Raw genomic sequence first — 18741 nt, forward strand, 5'->3', positions numbered from 1 at the left:
GCCATGGCTTCCAGCCTCGATAATCTGCAACGCACCTCGGCGCACACCAGCCAGATTCTGCTGCGCCACGCCTCGGAAACCGACCAGACTGTCACCGCGATTACTGAAATGAGCTCCACCGCCGAAAGCGTTGCGCAAAACGCTGCAGAAACCGCAGCTTTCACCCAGCGCGCCAATGAAAACGCCGATCGCTCGCGCGTCGTGGTAGGGGAAGCGACCAACAGCGTAGTCGCGCTGATCGACGAAGTGGCCAGCGCTACACACAAAGTTGAAAACATGCAGCAGGACGCCCAGCGCATCACCGAAATCCTCGGCGTCATCGGCGCGATTGCCGGGCAGACCAACCTGCTCGCCCTCAACGCCGCGATTGAAGCGGCCCGGGCCGGTGAACAGGGGCGCGGCTTTGCGGTAGTGGCGGATGAAGTCCGCGCCCTCGCCGCCCGCACTCAGGCCAGCACCTCGGAAATCAACGAGATGTTGACCCGCCTGACCCAAGGCGTGAGTTCGTCGGTCAGCGCCATGGAAAACACTCAGGCCAGCTGCCAGTCCGCTGCTGACGCCACCGCCCGAGTCAACTCGGGGCTGGACGAAATGGCCGGTTCGGTCAGCCACATCAACAGCCTCAGCACGCAGATCGCCACCGCCGCCGAACAGCAAAGCGCCGTTACCGAAGAGATTAACCGCAGCATGGTGCAGATCCGTCACATGGTCGATGAACTGGTTCAGAGCGGCCAGGCCAGCGAACTGAATACCCGCCAGTTGCTCGAAGCCAATAGCCGCGTGAGCGCGATCATGGGACGGTTCAAGGTCAGTTAAGCCAACCGCGACCACGGGGATTTTGCCCTTTACGCCAATGTCCTGTGGGAGCGAGCCTGCTCGCGAAAGCGATTTTTCAGTCACTGTATCTGCGACTGGTCAACTGCATTCGCGAGCAGGCTCGCTCTCACATTGGCTCGGCTGTCTTGTAGCAACTGGAAACACTCAGTTGATGCCGGGATGGAAAAACCGGTCAAAATGCGTGCTTTCTGACCTTCACCGAGTCGAGAGCCCATTACCATGCGAAGCCAACTGCGTCTGCTCACCCTGAGCACCCTGTTCATCTCCTCCCTGGCGCAAGCCGCCGAACTGATCCCGATCGAAGTGCACCGCGATGCCAATTGCGGTTGCTGCAAAAAGTGGATCAGCCATCTCGAAGCCAATGGCTTCAAAGTCGAAGATCACGTCGAAAGCGACATGAGCAGCTTTAAACAGCAGCACGGCGTACCACCGCGTCTGGCGTCCTGCCACACGGCGATCATCAATGGCAAATTCGTTGAAGGCCATGTACCGGCCGATCAGGTGCTTGCGTTGAGCAAGCGCGACGATCTGCTGGGTGTGGCTGCGCCTGGCATGCCGATGGGCTCGCCGGGCATGGAAATGGACGGCATGAGCGACGCGTATCAAATCATCGGTCTGAAGAAGGACGGCGCTGACATAGTGGTGGCGGACTACCCGGCCCGTTGATGGGCGCGGCTTATTTCGGTCTGTTCTTTGCTGCGTTTGGCGCGGCGACATTGTTGCCATTGCAATCCGAGGCGCTGCTGGTCGGTCTGATTGTCAGCGAGCGTTACTGGCTGTGGGGTTTGCTCGCGGTGGCGACGCTGGGCAACGTGCTCGGGTCGCTGGTCAACTGGTGGCTGGGCCGTGGCATCGAGCGGTTTCAGGATCGACGCTGGTTCCCGGTCAGCCCGCGGTACATGGCCATGGCGCGCAAGCATTACGAGCGCTACGGGCACTGGTCGCTGCTGCTCAGCTGGCTGCCGGTGATCGGCGATCCGCTGACCTTGATTGCCGGGGTCATGCGCGAACCGCTCGGGCGTTTTCTGCTGATCGTGACACTGGCCAAAGGCGCGCGCTATGGCGTACTGGCCTTGCTGACCCTCGGCTGGCTCGGTTGAACCAACCGCCCATGTGATTGCCTTTGTTTAACGTCGGCGTAATCCCGGCCTTCCAGAGTCGGCCAATTTTCAAGGAGTTTGTGCTTATGTCCGTCACGCTTTCCCGCTGGCTGCCCGGCCTCGTCCTCAGCGCTGCACTGCCATTAGTGGCGCACGCGGCCACTGAAAACGCTCCCGCCGAAGGGCCGGCCTATGGTCCGGAGCTGCAAGGTTTTCAATATCCCTACACGCTTAAACACTTCGCCTTTGAATCCCAGGGCCAAAAACTGCAAATGGGTTACATGGACGTCGCTGCCAATGGCAAGGCCAACGGTCGCACCGTAGTGCTGATGCACGGCAAGAATTTCTGCGCGGCGACGTGGGACAGTTCGATCAAGGCCTTGAGCGACGCCGGCTACCGCGTGATTGCGCCGGATCAGATCGGTTTCTGCACCTCCAGCAAACCTGCGCACTATCAATACAGCTTCCAGCAACTGGCAACCAACACCCAGCAATTGCTCAAGGCGTTGGGCATTCAGAAAGCCACAGTGCTCGGCCACTCCACCGGCGGCATGCTCGCCACCCGTTATGCGCTGCTGTTCCCTGAGCAGGTTGATCAATTGGCAATGGTCAACCCGATCGGTCTGGAAGACTGGAAAGCCCTCGGCGTTCCGTATCGCACCGTCGATCAGTGGTATCAGCGTGAATTGAAGGTCACGGCCAAGGGCATTCGCGACTATGAGCGCACCACCTATTACGACGGCCGCTGGAAGCCGGAATTTGATCGTTGGGTCGACATGCTCGCCGGTCTGAGCAAAGGTCCGGGCAAGACCCAGGTCGCGTGGAACTCGGCGCTGATCTACGACATGATCTTCACCCAGCCGGTGTACTACGAGTTCAAGGATTTGAAAATGCCGACCCTGCTGCTGATCGGCACCTCCGACACCACCGCCATCGGCAAAGACCTCGCACCGCCGGAAGTGAAAGCGAAAATCGGCCACTACGAGGTGCTCGGCAAGCAAGTCGCCAAGCTGATCCCGCAGTCGACGCTGATTGAATTCCCGGGTATGGGCCATGCGCCGCAAATGGAGGAACCGGGGAAATTCCATCAGGCGTTGCTCGGCTGGCTGGGCAAAACCCCTTCCGCTCCTTGATGAGGTAAGGCGATGACAGTGCAGATTGCAGTGATCGATGACTGGCAGGACGTGGCACGCGACGTGGTCGACTGGTCGGTGCTGGAAGGCATTGGTGAAGTGACCTTTGTGCACGATTACCCCGCCGACAACGCGACATTGGCCGAGCGCCTCGGCAAATATGAGGTGATCTGCGTGATGCGCGAACGCACGCGGTTCGACGCCGATTTGCTCGGGCGCTTGCCCAATCTGAAGTTGCTGGTCACCGGTGGTATGCGCAATGCAGCGCTGGACATGCCGGCCGCAGCGGCGTTGGGCATCCAGGTCTGCGGCACCGACAGCTATAAACACGCCGCGCCAGAGCTGACCTGGGCGCTGATCATGGCGGCAACCCGTGATCTGGTGAAGGAAGCCAATGCCCTGCGCGCCGGTCAGTGGCAACAGGGCCTCGGCGGCGATCTGCATGGCAAGACCCTGGCTATTCTCGGTTTGGGCAGCATCGGCCAGCGGGTCGCACAGTTCGGCCAGGTGTTCGGCATGCGCGTGATTGCCTGGAGTGAAAACCTCACGACCGAACGCGCTGAACAGGCCGGCGTGACGTACGTCAGCAAGCAACAACTGTTCGAACAGGCCGACGTGCTGTCGGTGCATCTGGTGCTCAGCGAACGCAGTCGCGGACTGGTCGATGCGCAAGCACTGGAGTGGATGAAACCGACCGCGCTACTGGTCAACACCGCGCGCGGGCCGATCGTCGATGAAGCGGCACTAATCAAGGCGCTACAGAAACGGCGCATTGCCGGGGCGGCGCTGGATGTATTCGAGCAAGAGCCTTTGCCTGCCATGCACCCGTTTCGCACGCTGGACAATGTCCTCGCCACGCCCCATGTGGGCTATGTCAGTCGGCAGAATTACCAGCAGTTCTTCCGGCAGATGATCGAGGATATTCAGGCTTGGGCAGCTGGGGAGCCGGTGCGTCTGTTGAATTGATTCCATCACTTTAAAGTTGAGTTGCTGCAACAGGCCTCTTCGCGAGCAGGCTCGCTCCCACAGGTTGTACGCGTTCCAATGTGGGAGCGAGCCTGCTCGCGAAGGTCTCATCTCAGATACCGCTCTGAAATACCCTCGCACCACAACGGTGCAACCGGCCCATCCCCTAGCACAAAACCGTGACTACCCAGTCACCGTTTTGGCCCACTCCGACCGAAAAACATGCCCTTCGTCGGAGCGTTTCCCCTCCTGAACCCTCGCTTACATCCCGACACAACCGATTGTCGAACAATTTACCCATTTGCCCCTGCCCGCTCTAGGATCTGGCCTAGACTCATTTTTCAGTGGCCAAACCACTCGGTCATACCGACGAAAAAAAGTCGAAACTTTTGCTTCACGCCACAGGTCATCAGAACAACTGGGCGAAAGCGACTGGTGTAATCCTTGCAACGGCCTCACCACCCATTCTGCTTGCGCGTGTTGGGTCAGCATTTGCTCACCGATGCGTGGCGCCTTTGCGCCCGGCCACAGGACTTGGCCATGAAACAGCTTGTTCGAGACAAGAATCAGATCACACACGGGAGATACATATGATCAGTGCGGCATTGGATATTCAGGGAGAGCGTGCTCACCAGTCGCTTGGAGAATCGAGCACCATCAGTGTTCCCGGCAGCCGACAGATCAACGTACCCGGCACCAAGACGCTTGCTCCGGTAGCAAGCCAGAATCCCAACAAGAAAAAAGTGTTGTTCGTGACGTCGGAAATCGCCGATCTGGTCAAGACCGGCGGTCTGGGTGACGTTTCCGCCGCCCTGCCCCGGGCCATGGCCCATCTGCATGACGTACGGGTGTTGATTCCCGGTTACCCGCAGGTGGTGCACAGCGAAAACCCGATTCACATCATCGGCGAGCTGGGTGGCCACGCTGCGCTGCCACCTTGCAAGATCGGGCGCATGGACATGCCCGATGGCCTGGTGATCTACGTGTTGATCTGCCCTGAATTGTACGAGCGTGAGGGTGGCCCCTACGGCGCCAACAACGGTCGCGACTGGCCAGACAACCATATCCGCTTTGCCCGTCTCGGCCTGGCCGCTGCCGATATCGCCGCCAACCTTGCGCAAATCCATTGGCGCCCGGATCTGGTGCACGCCCATGACTGGCCGGCCGGTCTCGCTCCTGCCTATATGCACTGGCGCGGGCAGCGCACGCCGACCCTGTTCACTATTCACAATCTTGCCTACCAGGGCGTGACCAGCCTCGGTTCCTGCCCCGAGCTTGGGATTCCCGCCCACGCGCTGCAGCAGGAAGGCATGGAGTTCTACGGCAAGATGTCGTTCCTCAAGGCCGGCATGGCCTATTCGAGCCACATCACCACCGTCAGCGCCACTTACGCGCAGGAAATCACCACCCCGGACTTCGGCTGCGGCCTCGACGGTTTCCTCGCTGCGAAAACCCAGCAGGGCCTGCTCAGCGGCATCCCCAACGGCATCGATGAAAGCTGGGATTCGGCGACTGACCCGCACTTGTTTGCTCCATTCGCCATCGGCGACTGGGAAGGCAAAGCGGTTAACGCCGCCCATGTCCGTGAGCTGTTTGGCTTGCACGATTCCACCGGTCCACTGTTTGCCGTGGTTTCGCGCCTGGTCTATCAGAAAGGTCTCGACCTGACCGAAGCGGTGTCCGAGTTCATCGTGCAGAACGGTGGCCAGATCGCGATCATCGGTCGCGGCGAGCCGGAAGAAGAGCAAGCCATGCGTGAGCTGGCGCTGCGCTTTCCTGGCCAGATCGGCGTGCGCATCGGCTTCAACGAAACCGATGCTCGGCGCATGTTTGCCGGCAGCGACTTCCTGCTTATGCCTTCGCGTTACGAGCCTTGCGGCCTCAGCCAGATGTACGCCCAGCGTTTCGGCTCGTTGCCGGTCGCGCGCAACACTGGCGGCCTGGCCGACACCATTGAAAACGGCGTCACCGGCTTCCTCTTCGATGAGTCCACTGTTGAGAGCTACAAAGAAGCCCTGAGCCGCGCATTCAAGGTTTTCGCCTTTCCGGAACTGCTCAACGCCATGCGTTGCCGGGCCATGGCCGCACCGTTCAACTGGAGCAAAGCGGTTGAACCCTACGCCGAACTTTACGAACAACTGGTCGCCAAGGCTTTGGGTAAAGCCAGCCACAAATAACCAGGGAGTTGCAGAAAATGCCGTCAAGGACCCAAGAAACCTGGCCCCACGGCGCGATCATGCTGGATGCCGAGCACACGCAATTTGCGTTGTGGGCGCCTGACGCGTTCTACGTCAGTGTGGAACTGGAAGATGGCCAATCGTTGCCCATGCTGCCTCAGGGCGACGGTTGGTTTGTAATCAAGGCCAATTGCCCGGCGGGCAGTCGCTACCGTTACTGCATCGATGGCGAACTGGAGGTGCCGGACCCGGCCTCCAGGGCCCAGGATGGTGACCTCGACCGTCATAGCGTGGTCGTCGACCCGCACGCCTATCAATGGCGGCACACCGCATGGAATGGCCGGCCATGGAGCGAAGCGGTGATTTACGAGTTGCACGTCGGTGCGCTCGGTGGGTTTGCCGAAGTCGAACAGCATCTGGCGCGGCTGGTTGCGCTGGGCGTTACCGCCATCGAACTGATGCCGCTGGCGCAATTCCCCGGTGATCGCAACTGGGGTTACGACGGGGTGCTGCCTTACGCCCCCCAAGCGTCCTACGGTACGCCGGAACAACTCAAACACCTGATCGACACCGCGCACGGCCATGGCCTGGCGGTGATTCTCGACGTCGTCTACAACCACTTCGGTCCCGACGGCAACTATTTGCATCGTTACGCCAAAGGTTTTTTTCGCGAAGACAAGCACACGCCCTGGGGCGCGGCGATCGACTTCCGCCGCCCTGAAGTGCGCGAGTTCTTCATTGAAAACGCGCTGATGTGGCTGCTCGAATACCGTTTCGACGGCCTGCGTCTGGATGCGGTGCATGCGATTGAAGACCCGGATTTCCTCAGCGACCTGGCCCGACGCATTCGCCAGCAGATCGACCCGACCCGCCACGTCTGGCTGACCGTCGAGAATGAGCTCAACCAGTCGAGCCTGTTGGAAACCGATTACGACGCGCAATGGAACGACGACGGTCATAACGCCTTGCACGTGCTACTGACCGGCGAAACCGACGCCTATTACGCTGACTATGCCGCGCAACCCACCGAGCAATTGGTGCGTTGCCTGAGTCAGGGCTTCGTGTTCCAGGGCCACATCACTCGGCATGGTGAACCACGCGGCGAGCCGAGCGAGCATCTGCCCTCCACCGCTTTCGTGTTGTTTCTGCAGAACCATGACCAGATCGGTAACCGCGCGTTTGGCGAGCGCCTGCATCAACTTGCCGACCCGCGCGCAGTTCAGGCGGCGACGGTGCTGTTGCTGCTGTCGCCAATGATTCCGCTGATCTTCATGGGCGATGAATTTGCCGCCGAGCAACCGTTCCTGTTTTTCACCAGCCACCACGGTGAACTGGCAGAACTGGTGCGTGAAGGCCGGCGTAATGAATTCGCCGCGTTCAGTGCCTTTACCGATCCGCACAAGCGCGAGCAGATTCCCGATCCGAATGCCGAAGAAACCTTCCGCGCCTCGCAGCCGCATTTGTCCGGCAGCGGCACGCCATTGCAACAGCAGACCCAGGAGCTCTACCGTCAACTGCTGAAGTTGCGTCACCAGTACATCATTCCCAATCTCTCCGGAACCCAGGCTCTGGGTGCGCAGATGCTCGGCTATGGCGCGGTCAGCGCACGCTGGCGGCTGGGCAATGGCAGTGAGCTGCGAATTGACCTGAACCTCAGTGATACGGCAGTGGTCAACCCTGCACAGACCCATACCGAGTGGTTGTTCCAACAGCCGCCGGCCCTTGATCTGTCGGACCCGAATCAACTGCCGGCGTACACCGCGCTCGTCAGCCTCACGGCCGCACCCGTTATGCACCCCCTGGATGGAGAGCGCCTATGAGCGATGCGCAACTGGAAATACTCGCCAGCCGAGCCGGCCTTGCCGTCGACTGGATCGACGCCAACGGGCGTCAGCAAAAAGTCGCTCCTGCTGTGCTGCGCAATGTCCTGATCGGACTCGGCCACCCCGCCAGCACCGCGCAAGAAATCGATGCCAGCCTGCTGGAACTGCAAGAGGTCCAGCAAGACCGCCACTTGCCGCCCCTGCTGACCTGCGACGTGGGTGTTGCCCTCGATCTGAGTCGCTACTTTTCACCGGAAACGCCTTGCGAAATTCATCTTGAAGACGGCTCGCAGATGAGTCTCAAGCTGGACAACGAAGCGATGCTGCCGGGTCTGATTCCGGTCGGTTATCAGCAAGTGCACATTGGCGATCAGTACTTCACTTTGGCGGTCGCGCCCGAGCGCTGCTTCAGCGTCGGCGATGCGGTCGACAGCCCGATCCCGCGCGCCTGGGGTCTGAGCGCACAGCTGTATGCGTTGCGCCGTCCCGGCGACGGGGGTTTTGGCGACACTCAGGCGCTGGAAGAACTGGTCCGCGTGGCCGGCGAACGTGGCGCCGATGCGCTGGCGATCAGCCCGATGCACGCCATGTTCAGCGCCGACACCGGCCGTTACAGCCCCTATTCACCTTCCAGTCGTTTGTTTCTCAATTCCCTGTATGCGGCGCCGGGGAGCGTTCTTGGCGAACGCGCTTTGCGTGATGCGATCGATGCCAGTGGCCTGGCCGCGCAGTTCGAGCAACTGGAAAATCTCAAACTGATCGACTGGCCGGCTGCCGCTGAGGCCAAGCAGAAGCTGCTGCAAGCTTTGTACGACGGTTTTGTCGCTGGCGAGCACCCGCTGCACGCCGACTTCGCCAGTTTCCGTCACGCCGGTGGCGAAGCGCTGGAAAACCATTGCCGCTTTGAAGCGATTCAGGAAATGCGCGCCGCCCGTGGCGAAAGCCTCGATTGGCGCGAATGGCCTGAGCACTGGCACGACCCGCGCGGCGCAGCGCTGAGCGCGTTTGCCGAGGAATACGCCGAGCGCATTGGCTATTTCGCTTTCTGCCAATGGCTGATCCATCGCTGTCTCGAACGCGCACAAACTGCTGCACGCAGCGCCGGCATGGGCATCGGTCTGATCGCTGACCTCGCCGTCGGTGCTGATGGCGCCGGCAGCCAGGCCTGGAGCTTTCAGGATGAGTTGCTCGCTTCGCTGACCGTGGGCGCGCCGCCCGACATCCTCAATCGCAGCGGCCAGGGCTGGGGCATTTCCGCCTTCTCGCCGGAAGGACTGATCCGCAACGGTTTCCGCGCTTTCATCGACATGTTGCGCGCCAACTTCGCCCATGCTGGCGGCCTGCGCATCGACCATGTCATGGGCCTGCAACGCTTGTGGGTGATCCCCAACGGCGCTGACCCGGCCGACGGTGCCTATCTGTATTACCCGTTCGACGACATGCTGCGTCTGCTGACCCTTGAGTCGCATCGGCACCAGGCCATCGTGCTCGGCGAAGACCTCGGCACCGTACCGGAAGGTCTGCGCGAGAAACTCGCGGCGCGTTCGATTCTGGGTATGCGCGTGCTGTTGTTCGAGCAGGACAACACTCGTTTCAAACCGATTCTCGACTGGCCGGATGACGCGCTGGCCACCACCAGCACCCATGACCTGCCGACGCTCAACGGTTGGTGGCATGGCCGCGATATCGACTGGAATGCGCGCCTGGGTCTGGTCGATGCCAATGGCGAAATTGATTGGCGTCGACATCGCGAACGCGAACGCGAAGGCCTGCGCGATGCGCTTCGCCAGGATCCGCAGAATTTCCGTGAAGAGTCCCACGAGGCCGATCAAGTGGTCGATGCCAGCGTGCGTTTCCTCGGCCACACCCGCGCTCCGCTGGTGCTGCTGCCGCTGGAAGATGCGTTGGGTATCGATGAACAGGCGAATCTGCCCGGCACCACCGACTCACATCCGAACTGGTCGCGACGTTTGCCCGGTCCCAGCGAAGCATTGCTGGACGGCCCCGATGCCGCCCGCCGCCTGGAACTGCTGGCTTGCGCGCGCCTTCAAGCCACTGAGCGTGACCAATGAATCAACAGCAAATCCAGCCATTGCGCGCCACCTTGCGCCTGCAATTTCATAAAGGTTTTACCCTCGAACAAGCGGTGCCACTGGTGCCGTACTTTGCCCGCCTCGGTATCAGCCATATCTACGCCTCGCCATTGCTGGCGGCGCGCGCCGGTTCCATGCACGGCTACGACGTGGTCGACCCGACCCAGGTCAACCCGGAACTCGGCGGTGAGCCGGCACTGCGCCGACTGGTCAGCACCCTGCGCGAACACAACATGGGCCTGATCCTCGATATCGTGTCCAACCACATGGCCGTGGGTGGCAACGACAATCCATGGTGGCTCGACTTGCTGGAATGGGGCCGCTTGAGTCCGTACGGCGAGTTCTTCGATATTCAGTGGCACTCCCCTGATCCGTTGATGGAAGGCCAGCTGCTCTTGCCGTTCCTTGGCAGTGATTACGGCGTGGCGTTGCAGGAAGGCACGCTGAAGCTGAAATTCAACGCGCAGACCGGCACGTTCTACGTCGAGCATTACGACCACCACTTTCCGATCTGCCCGAACAACTATGGCGAGCTACTCAAGTCCGACGACACGCTGAAGTCTCTGGCCGATCGCTTCAGCACACTCAGCTACCAGACCGATGCCCATTCGTTGGCGATGCCGCTCAAGCAAGAGTTGCGCGAACTGGCGAGCGATCCGCATGTTCTGGCGACTATCGAAGGCAACCTCGCACAGTACGATTCCACCACCGAGGAAGGCTTTCACAAGCTTCACGAACTGCTGGAACGGCAAAGTTATCGCCTGGCCAGTTGGCGCACGGCGGCGGACGACATCAACTGGCGGCGCTTCTTCGACATCAACGAGCTTGGCGGCCTGCGCGTCGAGCGCCCGGCGGTGTTCGAAGCGACCCACGGCAAGATCTTCCAGTTAGTCGAAGAAGGTCTGGTCGACGGTCTGCGTATTGACCACATCGACGGCCTCGCTGACCCGCGTGGCTACTGCCGCAAGCTGCGCCGGCGTCTTGATCACCTTGCACCGGGACGGCACCTGCCGATCTATGTCGAGAAGATCCTCGGCGAGGGCGAAACCCTGCGCCGCGACTGGAGCGTGGACGGCACCACCGGTTATGAGTTCATGAATCAGCTGTCGCTGCTGCAACACGACCCGGACGGCGAACATGTGCTGGGCGAGCTGTGGCAGCGCCGCACCGAGCGCCCGGCAGCGTTTATTGAAGAAGCGCAATTGGCTCGTCAGCAGATCCTCAACGGCTCGCTGGCCAGCGATTTCGAAAGTGTCGCGCAGGCGCTGCATCAAGTCGCGCGGGATGACCTGATGACCCGCGACCTGACCCTGGGCGCGATTCGCCGCGTGCTGCACGCGTTGATCGTGCACTTCCCGGTTTATCGCACCTACATCAGCGCCATGGGGCGTTCCGAGCAGGACGAAGCAATTTTCCAGCACGCCATGGACGGAGCGCGGAAGACCCTCAGCGAGGCTGACTGGCCAGTGCTCGACTCGGTCGCCAGTTGGCTCGGCGGCACGCCTTGGCGCCGCAAGCCACGGGGTCGCTCGCGCAAGATCCTCAAGCATGCTTGCGTGCGTTTCCAGCAACTGACCTCGCCGGCGGCTGCCAAAGCCGTGGAAGACACCGCGCTTTATCGTTCGGCGGTGTTGCTGTCGCGCAATGATGTCGGTTACAACACCGAGCAATTCAGCGCGCCGGTCAGCGAATTCCACGAGGTCAATCAGCAGCGCATGGCGGAGTTTCCCGACAACCTGCTGGCCACCGCCACTCACGACCACAAGCGTGGCGAAGACACCCGCGCCCGCTTGGCCGTGCTCAGCGAGCGCAGTCATTGGTATGCCGACCAGGTCGAACTGTGGCGCGCCCTTGCCCGCCCGGTTCGCATCGAAGATGACGCACCGTCCGCTGGCGACGAACTGATCCTCTATCAGGCACTGCTCGGCAGTTGGCCGCTGGATCTGCGGGACGACGACAAGGCCGGTTTCACCGAGTACGCCAAGCGCATCTGGCAATGGCAGCAGAAAGCCTTGCGCGAGGCCAAGCTGCAAAGCAGTTGGAGCGCACCGAACGAAGCCTATGAAAGCGCGGCGCAGGCCTTCACGGAAAAACTCCTGACCGGCGAAGAAGGCGAATTGCTGCGCGCGGCGCTGAGCAAAACCGTCAACAGCATCGCCGCTGCCGGCGCGCTCAACGGGCTGGCGCAAACCTTGCTGCGCATGACCGTGCCGGGAGTGCCGGATCTGTATCAGGGCAATGAGTACTGGGATTTCAGTCTGGTCGATCCGGACAACCGCAGGCCGGTGGATTACGCCGCCCGCGAGCAAGCGTTGCAGGCATCCGTGCCAAATGCCGAACTACTCAGGGACTGGCGCGACGGGCGCATCAAACAGGCGCTGATCAGCGCGGTATTGAACCTGCGCAAGGAGCACAGCGAGCTGTTCCGCCGTGGCGATTACCAGCCACTGGAAGTGCTGGGCAGTCAGGCCCACAACGTACTGGCATTCGCCCGCGAACACGAGGGTGTGCGGGCCATTGTCGTGGTGCCGGTGCGCTGCGCAACGTTGCTGGAAAACAGTGCCGTCCCCCAGGTCGATGCGCTGCGCTGGGGCGATACGCGGGTGGTTTTACCGTCCGCCGCTTCGGATACAAACCTGAGGGGACTTTTTGCCAGCAGCGTAGTCACACAAAACAGGGAGCTGAATGTCAGCGAAGCGCTGGGGGATGTCCCGGTCAATCTCTTTATCCAACACTCGACACAAGCATGAGTTCAGTTCAGGAGCATTGCGATGAGCACCGACGATAAACGCATTCGCGAATTCGCCTATCAGATCTGGGAGTCGGAAGGGAAGCCTGAAGGCCACGAAGAACGTCATTGGGAGATGGCGCGCAAGCTGGCCGAGGCCGAAGCGCTGGCGCCGAAGAAGCCACCGAAGGCGGCTGGCAGCAAGGTGGCTGGCAAGACCACAGCGGCGAAGAGCACCGAAACCAAAGCGCTCGACGCCAAGACACCGGCTGCTGCCAAAGCCAAACCCGCGACGAAAGCAAAACCTGCGGCCACGCCAAAAGTAGTTCCGCCGGGCGAAAAGGCAGCCGAGAAAAAGCCGCGAGCAGCGAAGAAGCCCCCGGCGAACTGACCCGATCCATATTTGAACTGAATGATTGTGTGGCGAGCGTGCTCGCCACATGGGGTTTTTGCGCCCCGAAGAAAGCCCCTCCCCAATGCGGGAGAAAAATCCAATCCCCTGTGGGAGCGAGCTTGCTCGCGAATGCGGTGGGTCAGTTCGCCAAGATGTCGGATGTGCCGACGCTTTCGCGAGCAAGCTCGCTCCCACAAGGAAATCTCATTGCCCGAACTGTCCCGTTTTTTTGCAGGAGCAATCATGACCCGTCCAAAGAAAGCCGAACCCGCTGCGCACGCCGAGCCGTCGAGAATCCGTGAAGGTCTGCCCTTCCCGCTCGGTGCTACCTGGGATGGTCTGGGGGTTAACTTTGCTCTGTTTTCCGCCAACGCCACCAAAGTCGAGCTGTGCATCTTCGACGACAGCGGCGAAGTCGAACTCGAGCGCATCGAACTGCCCGAATACACCGATGAGATCTACCACGGCTACTTGCCCGATGCGCATCCGGGCCTGATCTACGGCTACCGCGTGTACGGTCCTTACGACCCGGCCAACGGCCATCGCTTCAACCACAACAAGCTGCTGATCGACCCGTACGCCAAGCAACTGGTCGGCGAGCTGAAATGGTCGGAAGCGCTGTTCGGCTACACCATCGGCCATCCTGACGCCGACCTCAGTTTCGACGAACGCGACAGCGCGCCATTCGTGCCCAAGTGCAAGGTCATCGACCCGGCGCACACCTGGGGCAATGACCATCGCGTCAGCGTGCCGTGGGACAAGACCATCATTTATGAAACTCACGTGCGTGGCATCAGCATGCGTCATCCGTCGGTGCCGGAAAACCTGCGCGGCACGTTCGGCGGTCTGATGGTCGACGATGTGCTCGAACACATCCGCAAGCTCGGCGTGTCTTCTGTTGAACTGCTGCCGATCCATGCCTTCGTCAACGATCAGCATCTGCTGCAAAAAGGCATGACCAACTACTGGGGCTACAACAGCATTGCGTTCTTCGCCCCGGACCCGCGTTATCTGGCCAGTGGCAAGATTGCCGAATTCAAGGAAATGGTCGCGCATCTGCACGATGCCAACCTCGAAGTCATTCTCGACGTGGTCTACAACCACACCGCCGAAGGCAACGAGCAAGGCCCGACCCTGTCCATGCGCGGTATCGACAACGCCTCCTACTACCGCTTGATGCCGGACGACAAGCGCTACTACATCAACGATTCCGGCACCGGTAACACGCTGGACCTGAGCCACCCGTGCGTGCTGCAAATGGTCACTGACTCCCTGCGCTACTGGGCCAGCGAGATGCACGTCGACGGTTTCCGCTTCGACCTAGCGACCATTCTTGGCCGCTACCACGATGGTTTTGACGAGCGCCACAGCTTCCTGGTCGCCTGCCGTCAGGACCCGGTGCTGCGTCAGGTGAAAATGATCGCCGAACCCTGGGACTGCGGCCCCGGCGGTTATCAGGTCGGCAACTTTCCGCCGGGCTGGGTTGAGTGGAACGACAAATTCCGCGACACCGTGCGCGCGTTCTGGAAAGGCGACGACGCTCAGCTTGCCGATTTCGCCAGCCGCATGACTGCTTCCGGTGAGATGTTCAACCAGCGTGGGCGACGGCCGTATTCGTCGGTGAACTTCATCACCGCCCACGACGGTTTCACCCTCAACGATCTGGTCTCGTATAACGACAAGCACAACGAAGCCAACGACGAGAACAACCAGGACGGCAGCAACAACAACCTGTCGTGGAACCACGGCGTCGAAGGTCCGACCGACGATCCGGAAATCAACGCCCTGCGCCACCGGCAGATGCGCAATTTCTTTGCCACTCTGCTGCTGGCCCAAGGTACGCCGATGATCGTTGCCGGTGATGAATTCGCCCGCACCCAGGACGGCAACAACAACGCCTATTGCCAGGACAGCGAAATCGGTTGGGTCAATTGGGATCTGAGCGAGGACGGCAAGGCGCTGCTGAAATTCGTCAAGCGCCTGATCAAGCTGCGTCTGACTTATCCGATCCTGCGTCGTGGGCGCTTCCTGGTCGGCGAGTACAACGAAGACATCGGCGTCAAAGACGTAACCTGGCTGGCCCCGGACGCCACCGAAATGACCACCGAGCACTGGCACGACGCGCACAACCGCTGCCTGGGCATGCTGCTCGATGGTCGCGCGCAGGAAACCGGCATCCGTCGCAAAGGTGCCGATGCGACCCTGCTGCTGGTGGTCAATGCGTACCACGACATCGTCAACTTCACCCTGCCGGAAGTACCGGATGGTGGCTTCTGGACCTGCATGATCGACACCAATCAGCCGGCGATTCGCGGCCAGGAACGCTTCGACTTCGGCCATGAGTATTCGGTGACCGGACGTTCGCTGCTGTTGTTCGAACTGCAACGCGACGAAGAAGAATGATATGGACTTTCAACATTATCTGGCCCGCCGTCCGCCAGATTACGCCGACACCCATGCCCTAGGCCGTTGCCTGCGGGCAATGGTCGAGGCCGGCCTCGACCGCTTGCCGTTGCCCGGCAGCGGTCACACCCTGGAGCGTTTTCAGCGTCTTGCGGAAGTCGGCGGGCACGATTTAGGCCTGTGCAAACTCTACGAAGGCCATACGGACGCGCTGGCGATCATTGAGCAATTGGGCGGCACGCCAACGCCGGGCAGCACGTGGGGCATGTGGGCGGCCGAACCGCCACAGGCGCGGGTGAAAGTCACGCCGTCGGGGCACATGGTGACGCTGAACGGGCGCAAGGCCTGGTGCTCTGGTGCGGCGGTGCTCAGCCACGCCTTGCTCACGGCGTGGGATGCGGACGGTCAGCAGCAACTGGTGGCAGTCGCGCTTGATCAGCCTGGCGTGACCATCACCGATCAAGGCTGGCAGGCCGTGGGCATGGCGGCGACTGGCAGCGTTGAGGTGCTGTTCGATAACGCTGAAGCTCAGGCCATCGGCAACCCCGGCGATTACCTGCAACGGCCGGGTTTCTGGCAAGGCGGGATCGGTATCGCGGCTTGCTGGTATGGCGCTTCGCGGCAGATCGCCGAAGGGCTGCGTCAGCATTGCGCGCACCGCGATGAACCGCATGCCCTCGCCCACCTCGGTGCGACTGACACCGCACTGCAAGCGGCGGCCGATGTGCTGCGCTTCAGCGCATTGCAAATCGACGCGCAGCCCGAGGCCGACGCTGAACTGCTCGCCCGACGCGCCCGCGCCGTGGTCGAACAGTCTGCCGAACAGGTCATGCGTGAAGTCGGTCGCGCACTGGGTGCCGGGCCGTTTTGTCAGGATCGGCATTTCGCGCGATTGAGTGCCGACTTGCCGGTGTTCCTGCGCCAGAGTCACGCCGAACGCGACCTTGCTGCACTGGGCCAGCAGATTGCTGGTCAGTCCTGCGAGGTCTGGGCGCTATGAAGGACAACCCGATCGTCGGCCACGGCACTTCGCTGCAGCAATGGCAGGCTTCGCGGCGTCTGGCCGAGCTGCCCGCCATCGATATTCTTGAACTGGTACCGCTGGGCTCGCGAGCGGTGATCATCGCGCCGCACCCGGATGACGAAGTGCTCGGTTGCGGCGGCATCATGCAATTGCTGGCAGCGGCCGGACGGCCGTTGCAGTTGATCTCGGTCACCGATGGCAGCGCCAGTCACCCCGGTTCGCAACGCTGGACAGTCGAGCGTTTGAGCGTGGTGCGACCGCAAGAATCCGCCGAAGCCCTGCGTCGTCTAGGTCTGCCGATGCACAGCCTGAAATGGCTGCGCGGCGGTTTTACCGACACGCAAGTGGCGGCTCAGGAAACCGAGTTGAGCGAATTCATCGCCGGCTATCTGCATGCCAGCGACGTAGTCTTCACGACCTGGCGTCAGGACGGCCACAGCGATCATGAGGCTGTCGGCCGTGCCAGTGTCGAAGCGGCGCGACGCGTCGGTGCGACCTGCCATGAACTTCCGGTCTGGACCTGGCACTGGGCAACCCCGGAAGACGCTTCGGTGCCATGGGAGCGGGCGCGCAAGATTCTCCTTTCACCGACGCACATCGCACGTAAACGCCACGCCGCGCACGCGTTCGCCAGCCAGTTGGAAGGCGACCGCGACGTCGGCCTCGGGCCAGTGCTCGCGCCCTATGTGCTCGATCGTTTGTTGCAACCTTTTGAAGTGGTGTTTCTGTGAGTGTCGATGACCGCTATTTCGACGGCCTGTTCGCCGGCAGTGACGACCCATGGGCGTTCCGCCAGCGCTGGTACGAGCAGCGCAAACGCGCGATCACCCTCGCTGCCCTGCCCCGTCCCCGCTACCGGTCCGTCTTTGAGCCAGGTTGCGCCAACGGCGAACTGAGTGCAGAACTGGCTCCGCGTTGCGGCCGCCTGCTGTGTTGCGATACCGCAAGCGCGGCGGTGCAGCTCGCACGTACTCGCTTGAGCGTGTTCGAGCATGCCGAAGTCCGCCAGGGACGCCTGCCGGCTGACTGGCCGGAGGAAAAATTCGACCTGATCGTCTTCAGCGAAATCGGCTACTACCTCGACGAGCAGGATCTGACAGAAGTGATCCGCCGGATCAGCGAATCGCTGACGGCTGACGGCCAATTGCTGGCCTGTCACTGGCGCCCGCCGATCGAGGGTTGCCCGTTGAATGCACGTCAGGTCCACGATCAGATCCACGATCAACTGGCGTTGCCGCGTCTGGTGCTGCATCAGGAAGCGGATTTCATTCTCGAATTGTGGAGCCGTGAGCCACGCTCGGTGGCTGCCCTGGAGGGCTTGCGTTGATCGGTATCGTGATTCCGGCGCATAACGAAGAGGCGCTGCTTGATGAATGTCTGCGGGCCGCCTTGCGTGCCAGCCAGCATGGACAATTGGCCGGCGAGCCAGTGGAAATTCTCGTGGTGCTCGACAGCTGCAGCGATGGCTCGGCACAGATCGTCAGCGCTTATCCGGTGCTGAGCCTGCAGATCGATGCGCGCAACGTTGGCGAAGCCCGCGCCGCCGGTGCGCGCCTGCTGCTCGAGCGCGGTGCACGCTGGATCGCTTGCACCGATGCCGACAGCCGCGTTGCCGATGACTGGCTGGCGGCGCAACTGGGCCTGGAAGCAGATGCCGTGTGCGGTACGGTCACCGTCGAGCACTGGCATGAATCCATCGATGAAGCGGCGCAAATTCGCTATCACCGTCATTACCAGGCCCGCGATGGCCATCGCCATATTCACGGTGCCAACCTCGGCGTCAGTGCCGAGGCCTATCGCCTGGCCGGCGGCTTCAAACCGCTGACCTGTGATGAGGACGTGCAACTGGTTCGTGCGCTGGAACGCAGCGGCGCCAATATTGCCTGGAGTCACCGTCCGCAGGTGCACACCAGCGCCCGTCTCGACAGTCGGGCCAAGGGCGGATTCGGTGACTTCCTGCGCAATCTGGCACAGCTGGAATAAAAAAATACGTATCAGATTGATCTGTGACGCGACGAATGCCGAGTCTTGAGCAATACTCTGCCTGGCAGTAATCCAAGGGT

The 18741-nt window shown here is 61.3% G+C and carries 14 protein-coding genes and 1 pseudogene; all 15 read left to right on the forward strand.

What is annotated here, in order from left to right; genetic code table 11:
• Positions 1–288: 288 nt before the first annotated feature.
• A pseudogene (locus ACMYUN_RS01450) lies at positions 289–816 on the forward strand (methyl-accepting chemotaxis protein); the annotation flags it as partial.
• 240 nt (positions 817–1056) lie between these two features.
• Positions 1057–1503, forward strand: coding sequence for a DUF411 domain-containing protein (locus ACMYUN_RS01455; protein WP_415762535.1), 447 nt, complete (start codon positions 1057–1059; stop codon positions 1501–1503).
• Complete coding sequence (locus tag ACMYUN_RS01460) at positions 1503–1937, forward strand: YqaA family protein (RefSeq protein WP_415762536.1); 435 nt, start codon at positions 1503–1505, stop codon at positions 1935–1937. Before ACMYUN_RS01455 ends, ACMYUN_RS01460 begins: the two co-directional genes overlap by 1 nt.
• 86 nt (positions 1938–2023) lie before the next feature.
• Positions 2024–3070, forward strand: a complete 1047-nt coding sequence (locus ACMYUN_RS01465; RefSeq protein WP_415762537.1) for an alpha/beta fold hydrolase — start codon at positions 2024–2026, stop codon at positions 3068–3070.
• A 12-nt stretch (positions 3071–3082) separates the two neighbouring features.
• Positions 3083–4036 (forward strand): D-2-hydroxyacid dehydrogenase family protein, encoded by a 954-nt coding sequence (locus ACMYUN_RS01470; RefSeq protein WP_415762538.1) that lies wholly within the window; start codon positions 3083–3085, stop codon positions 4034–4036.
• Between the two features lie 590 nt (positions 4037–4626).
• Positions 4627–6213 (forward strand): glycogen synthase GlgA, encoded by a 1587-nt coding sequence (gene glgA, locus ACMYUN_RS01475; RefSeq protein WP_039760491.1) that lies wholly within the window; start codon positions 4627–4629, stop codon positions 6211–6213.
• Positions 6214–6230: 17 nt separating this feature from the next.
• A complete protein-coding gene (gene treZ, locus ACMYUN_RS01480; protein ID WP_415762539.1) occupies positions 6231–8033 on the forward strand; it encodes a malto-oligosyltrehalose trehalohydrolase in 1803 nt (600 codons plus the stop codon).
• Positions 8030–10108, forward strand: coding sequence for a 4-alpha-glucanotransferase (gene malQ, locus ACMYUN_RS01485; protein ID WP_415762540.1), 2079 nt, complete (start codon positions 8030–8032; stop codon positions 10106–10108). Before treZ ends, malQ begins: the two co-directional genes overlap by 4 nt.
• Positions 10105–12879, forward strand: a complete 2775-nt coding sequence (locus ACMYUN_RS01490; protein WP_415762541.1) for a malto-oligosyltrehalose synthase — start codon at positions 10105–10107, stop codon at positions 12877–12879. Before malQ ends, ACMYUN_RS01490 begins: the two co-directional genes overlap by 4 nt.
• Positions 12880–12900: 21 nt before the next feature.
• Positions 12901–13248, forward strand: coding sequence for a DUF2934 domain-containing protein (locus ACMYUN_RS01495; protein WP_039760484.1), 348 nt, complete (start codon positions 12901–12903; stop codon positions 13246–13248).
• 246 nt (positions 13249–13494) lie between these two features.
• A complete protein-coding gene (gene glgX, locus ACMYUN_RS01500) occupies positions 13495–15654 on the forward strand; it encodes a glycogen debranching protein GlgX (protein WP_415762542.1) in 2160 nt (719 codons plus the stop codon).
• Between the two features lies 1 nt (position 15655).
• Positions 15656–16654, forward strand: a complete 999-nt coding sequence (locus tag ACMYUN_RS01505; protein WP_415762543.1) for an acyl-CoA dehydrogenase family protein — start codon at positions 15656–15658, stop codon at positions 16652–16654.
• Entirely contained in the window at positions 16651–17409 is a 759-nt protein-coding gene (locus ACMYUN_RS01510; RefSeq protein WP_415762544.1) for a PIG-L deacetylase family protein, read from the forward strand. Before ACMYUN_RS01505 ends, ACMYUN_RS01510 begins: the two co-directional genes overlap by 4 nt.
• The gene (locus ACMYUN_RS01515) at positions 17406–18005 is read left to right on the forward strand and encodes a class I SAM-dependent DNA methyltransferase (RefSeq protein WP_415762545.1); all 600 of its coding nucleotides are present in this window, start codon (positions 17406–17408) and stop codon (positions 18003–18005) included. Before ACMYUN_RS01510 ends, ACMYUN_RS01515 begins: the two co-directional genes overlap by 4 nt.
• Entirely contained in the window at positions 18002–18661 is a 660-nt protein-coding gene (locus ACMYUN_RS01520) for a glycosyltransferase (protein ID WP_039760474.1), read from the forward strand. The genes ACMYUN_RS01515 and ACMYUN_RS01520 overlap by 4 nt, the downstream gene beginning before the upstream one ends.
• Positions 18662–18741 lie beyond the last annotated feature (80 nt).

It is taken from the genome of Pseudomonas sp. CP4 (assembly GCF_047758505.1).
In the GTDB taxonomy this organism is placed as follows: domain Bacteria; phylum Pseudomonadota; class Gammaproteobacteria; order Pseudomonadales; family Pseudomonadaceae; genus Aquipseudomonas; species Aquipseudomonas fluorescens_AO.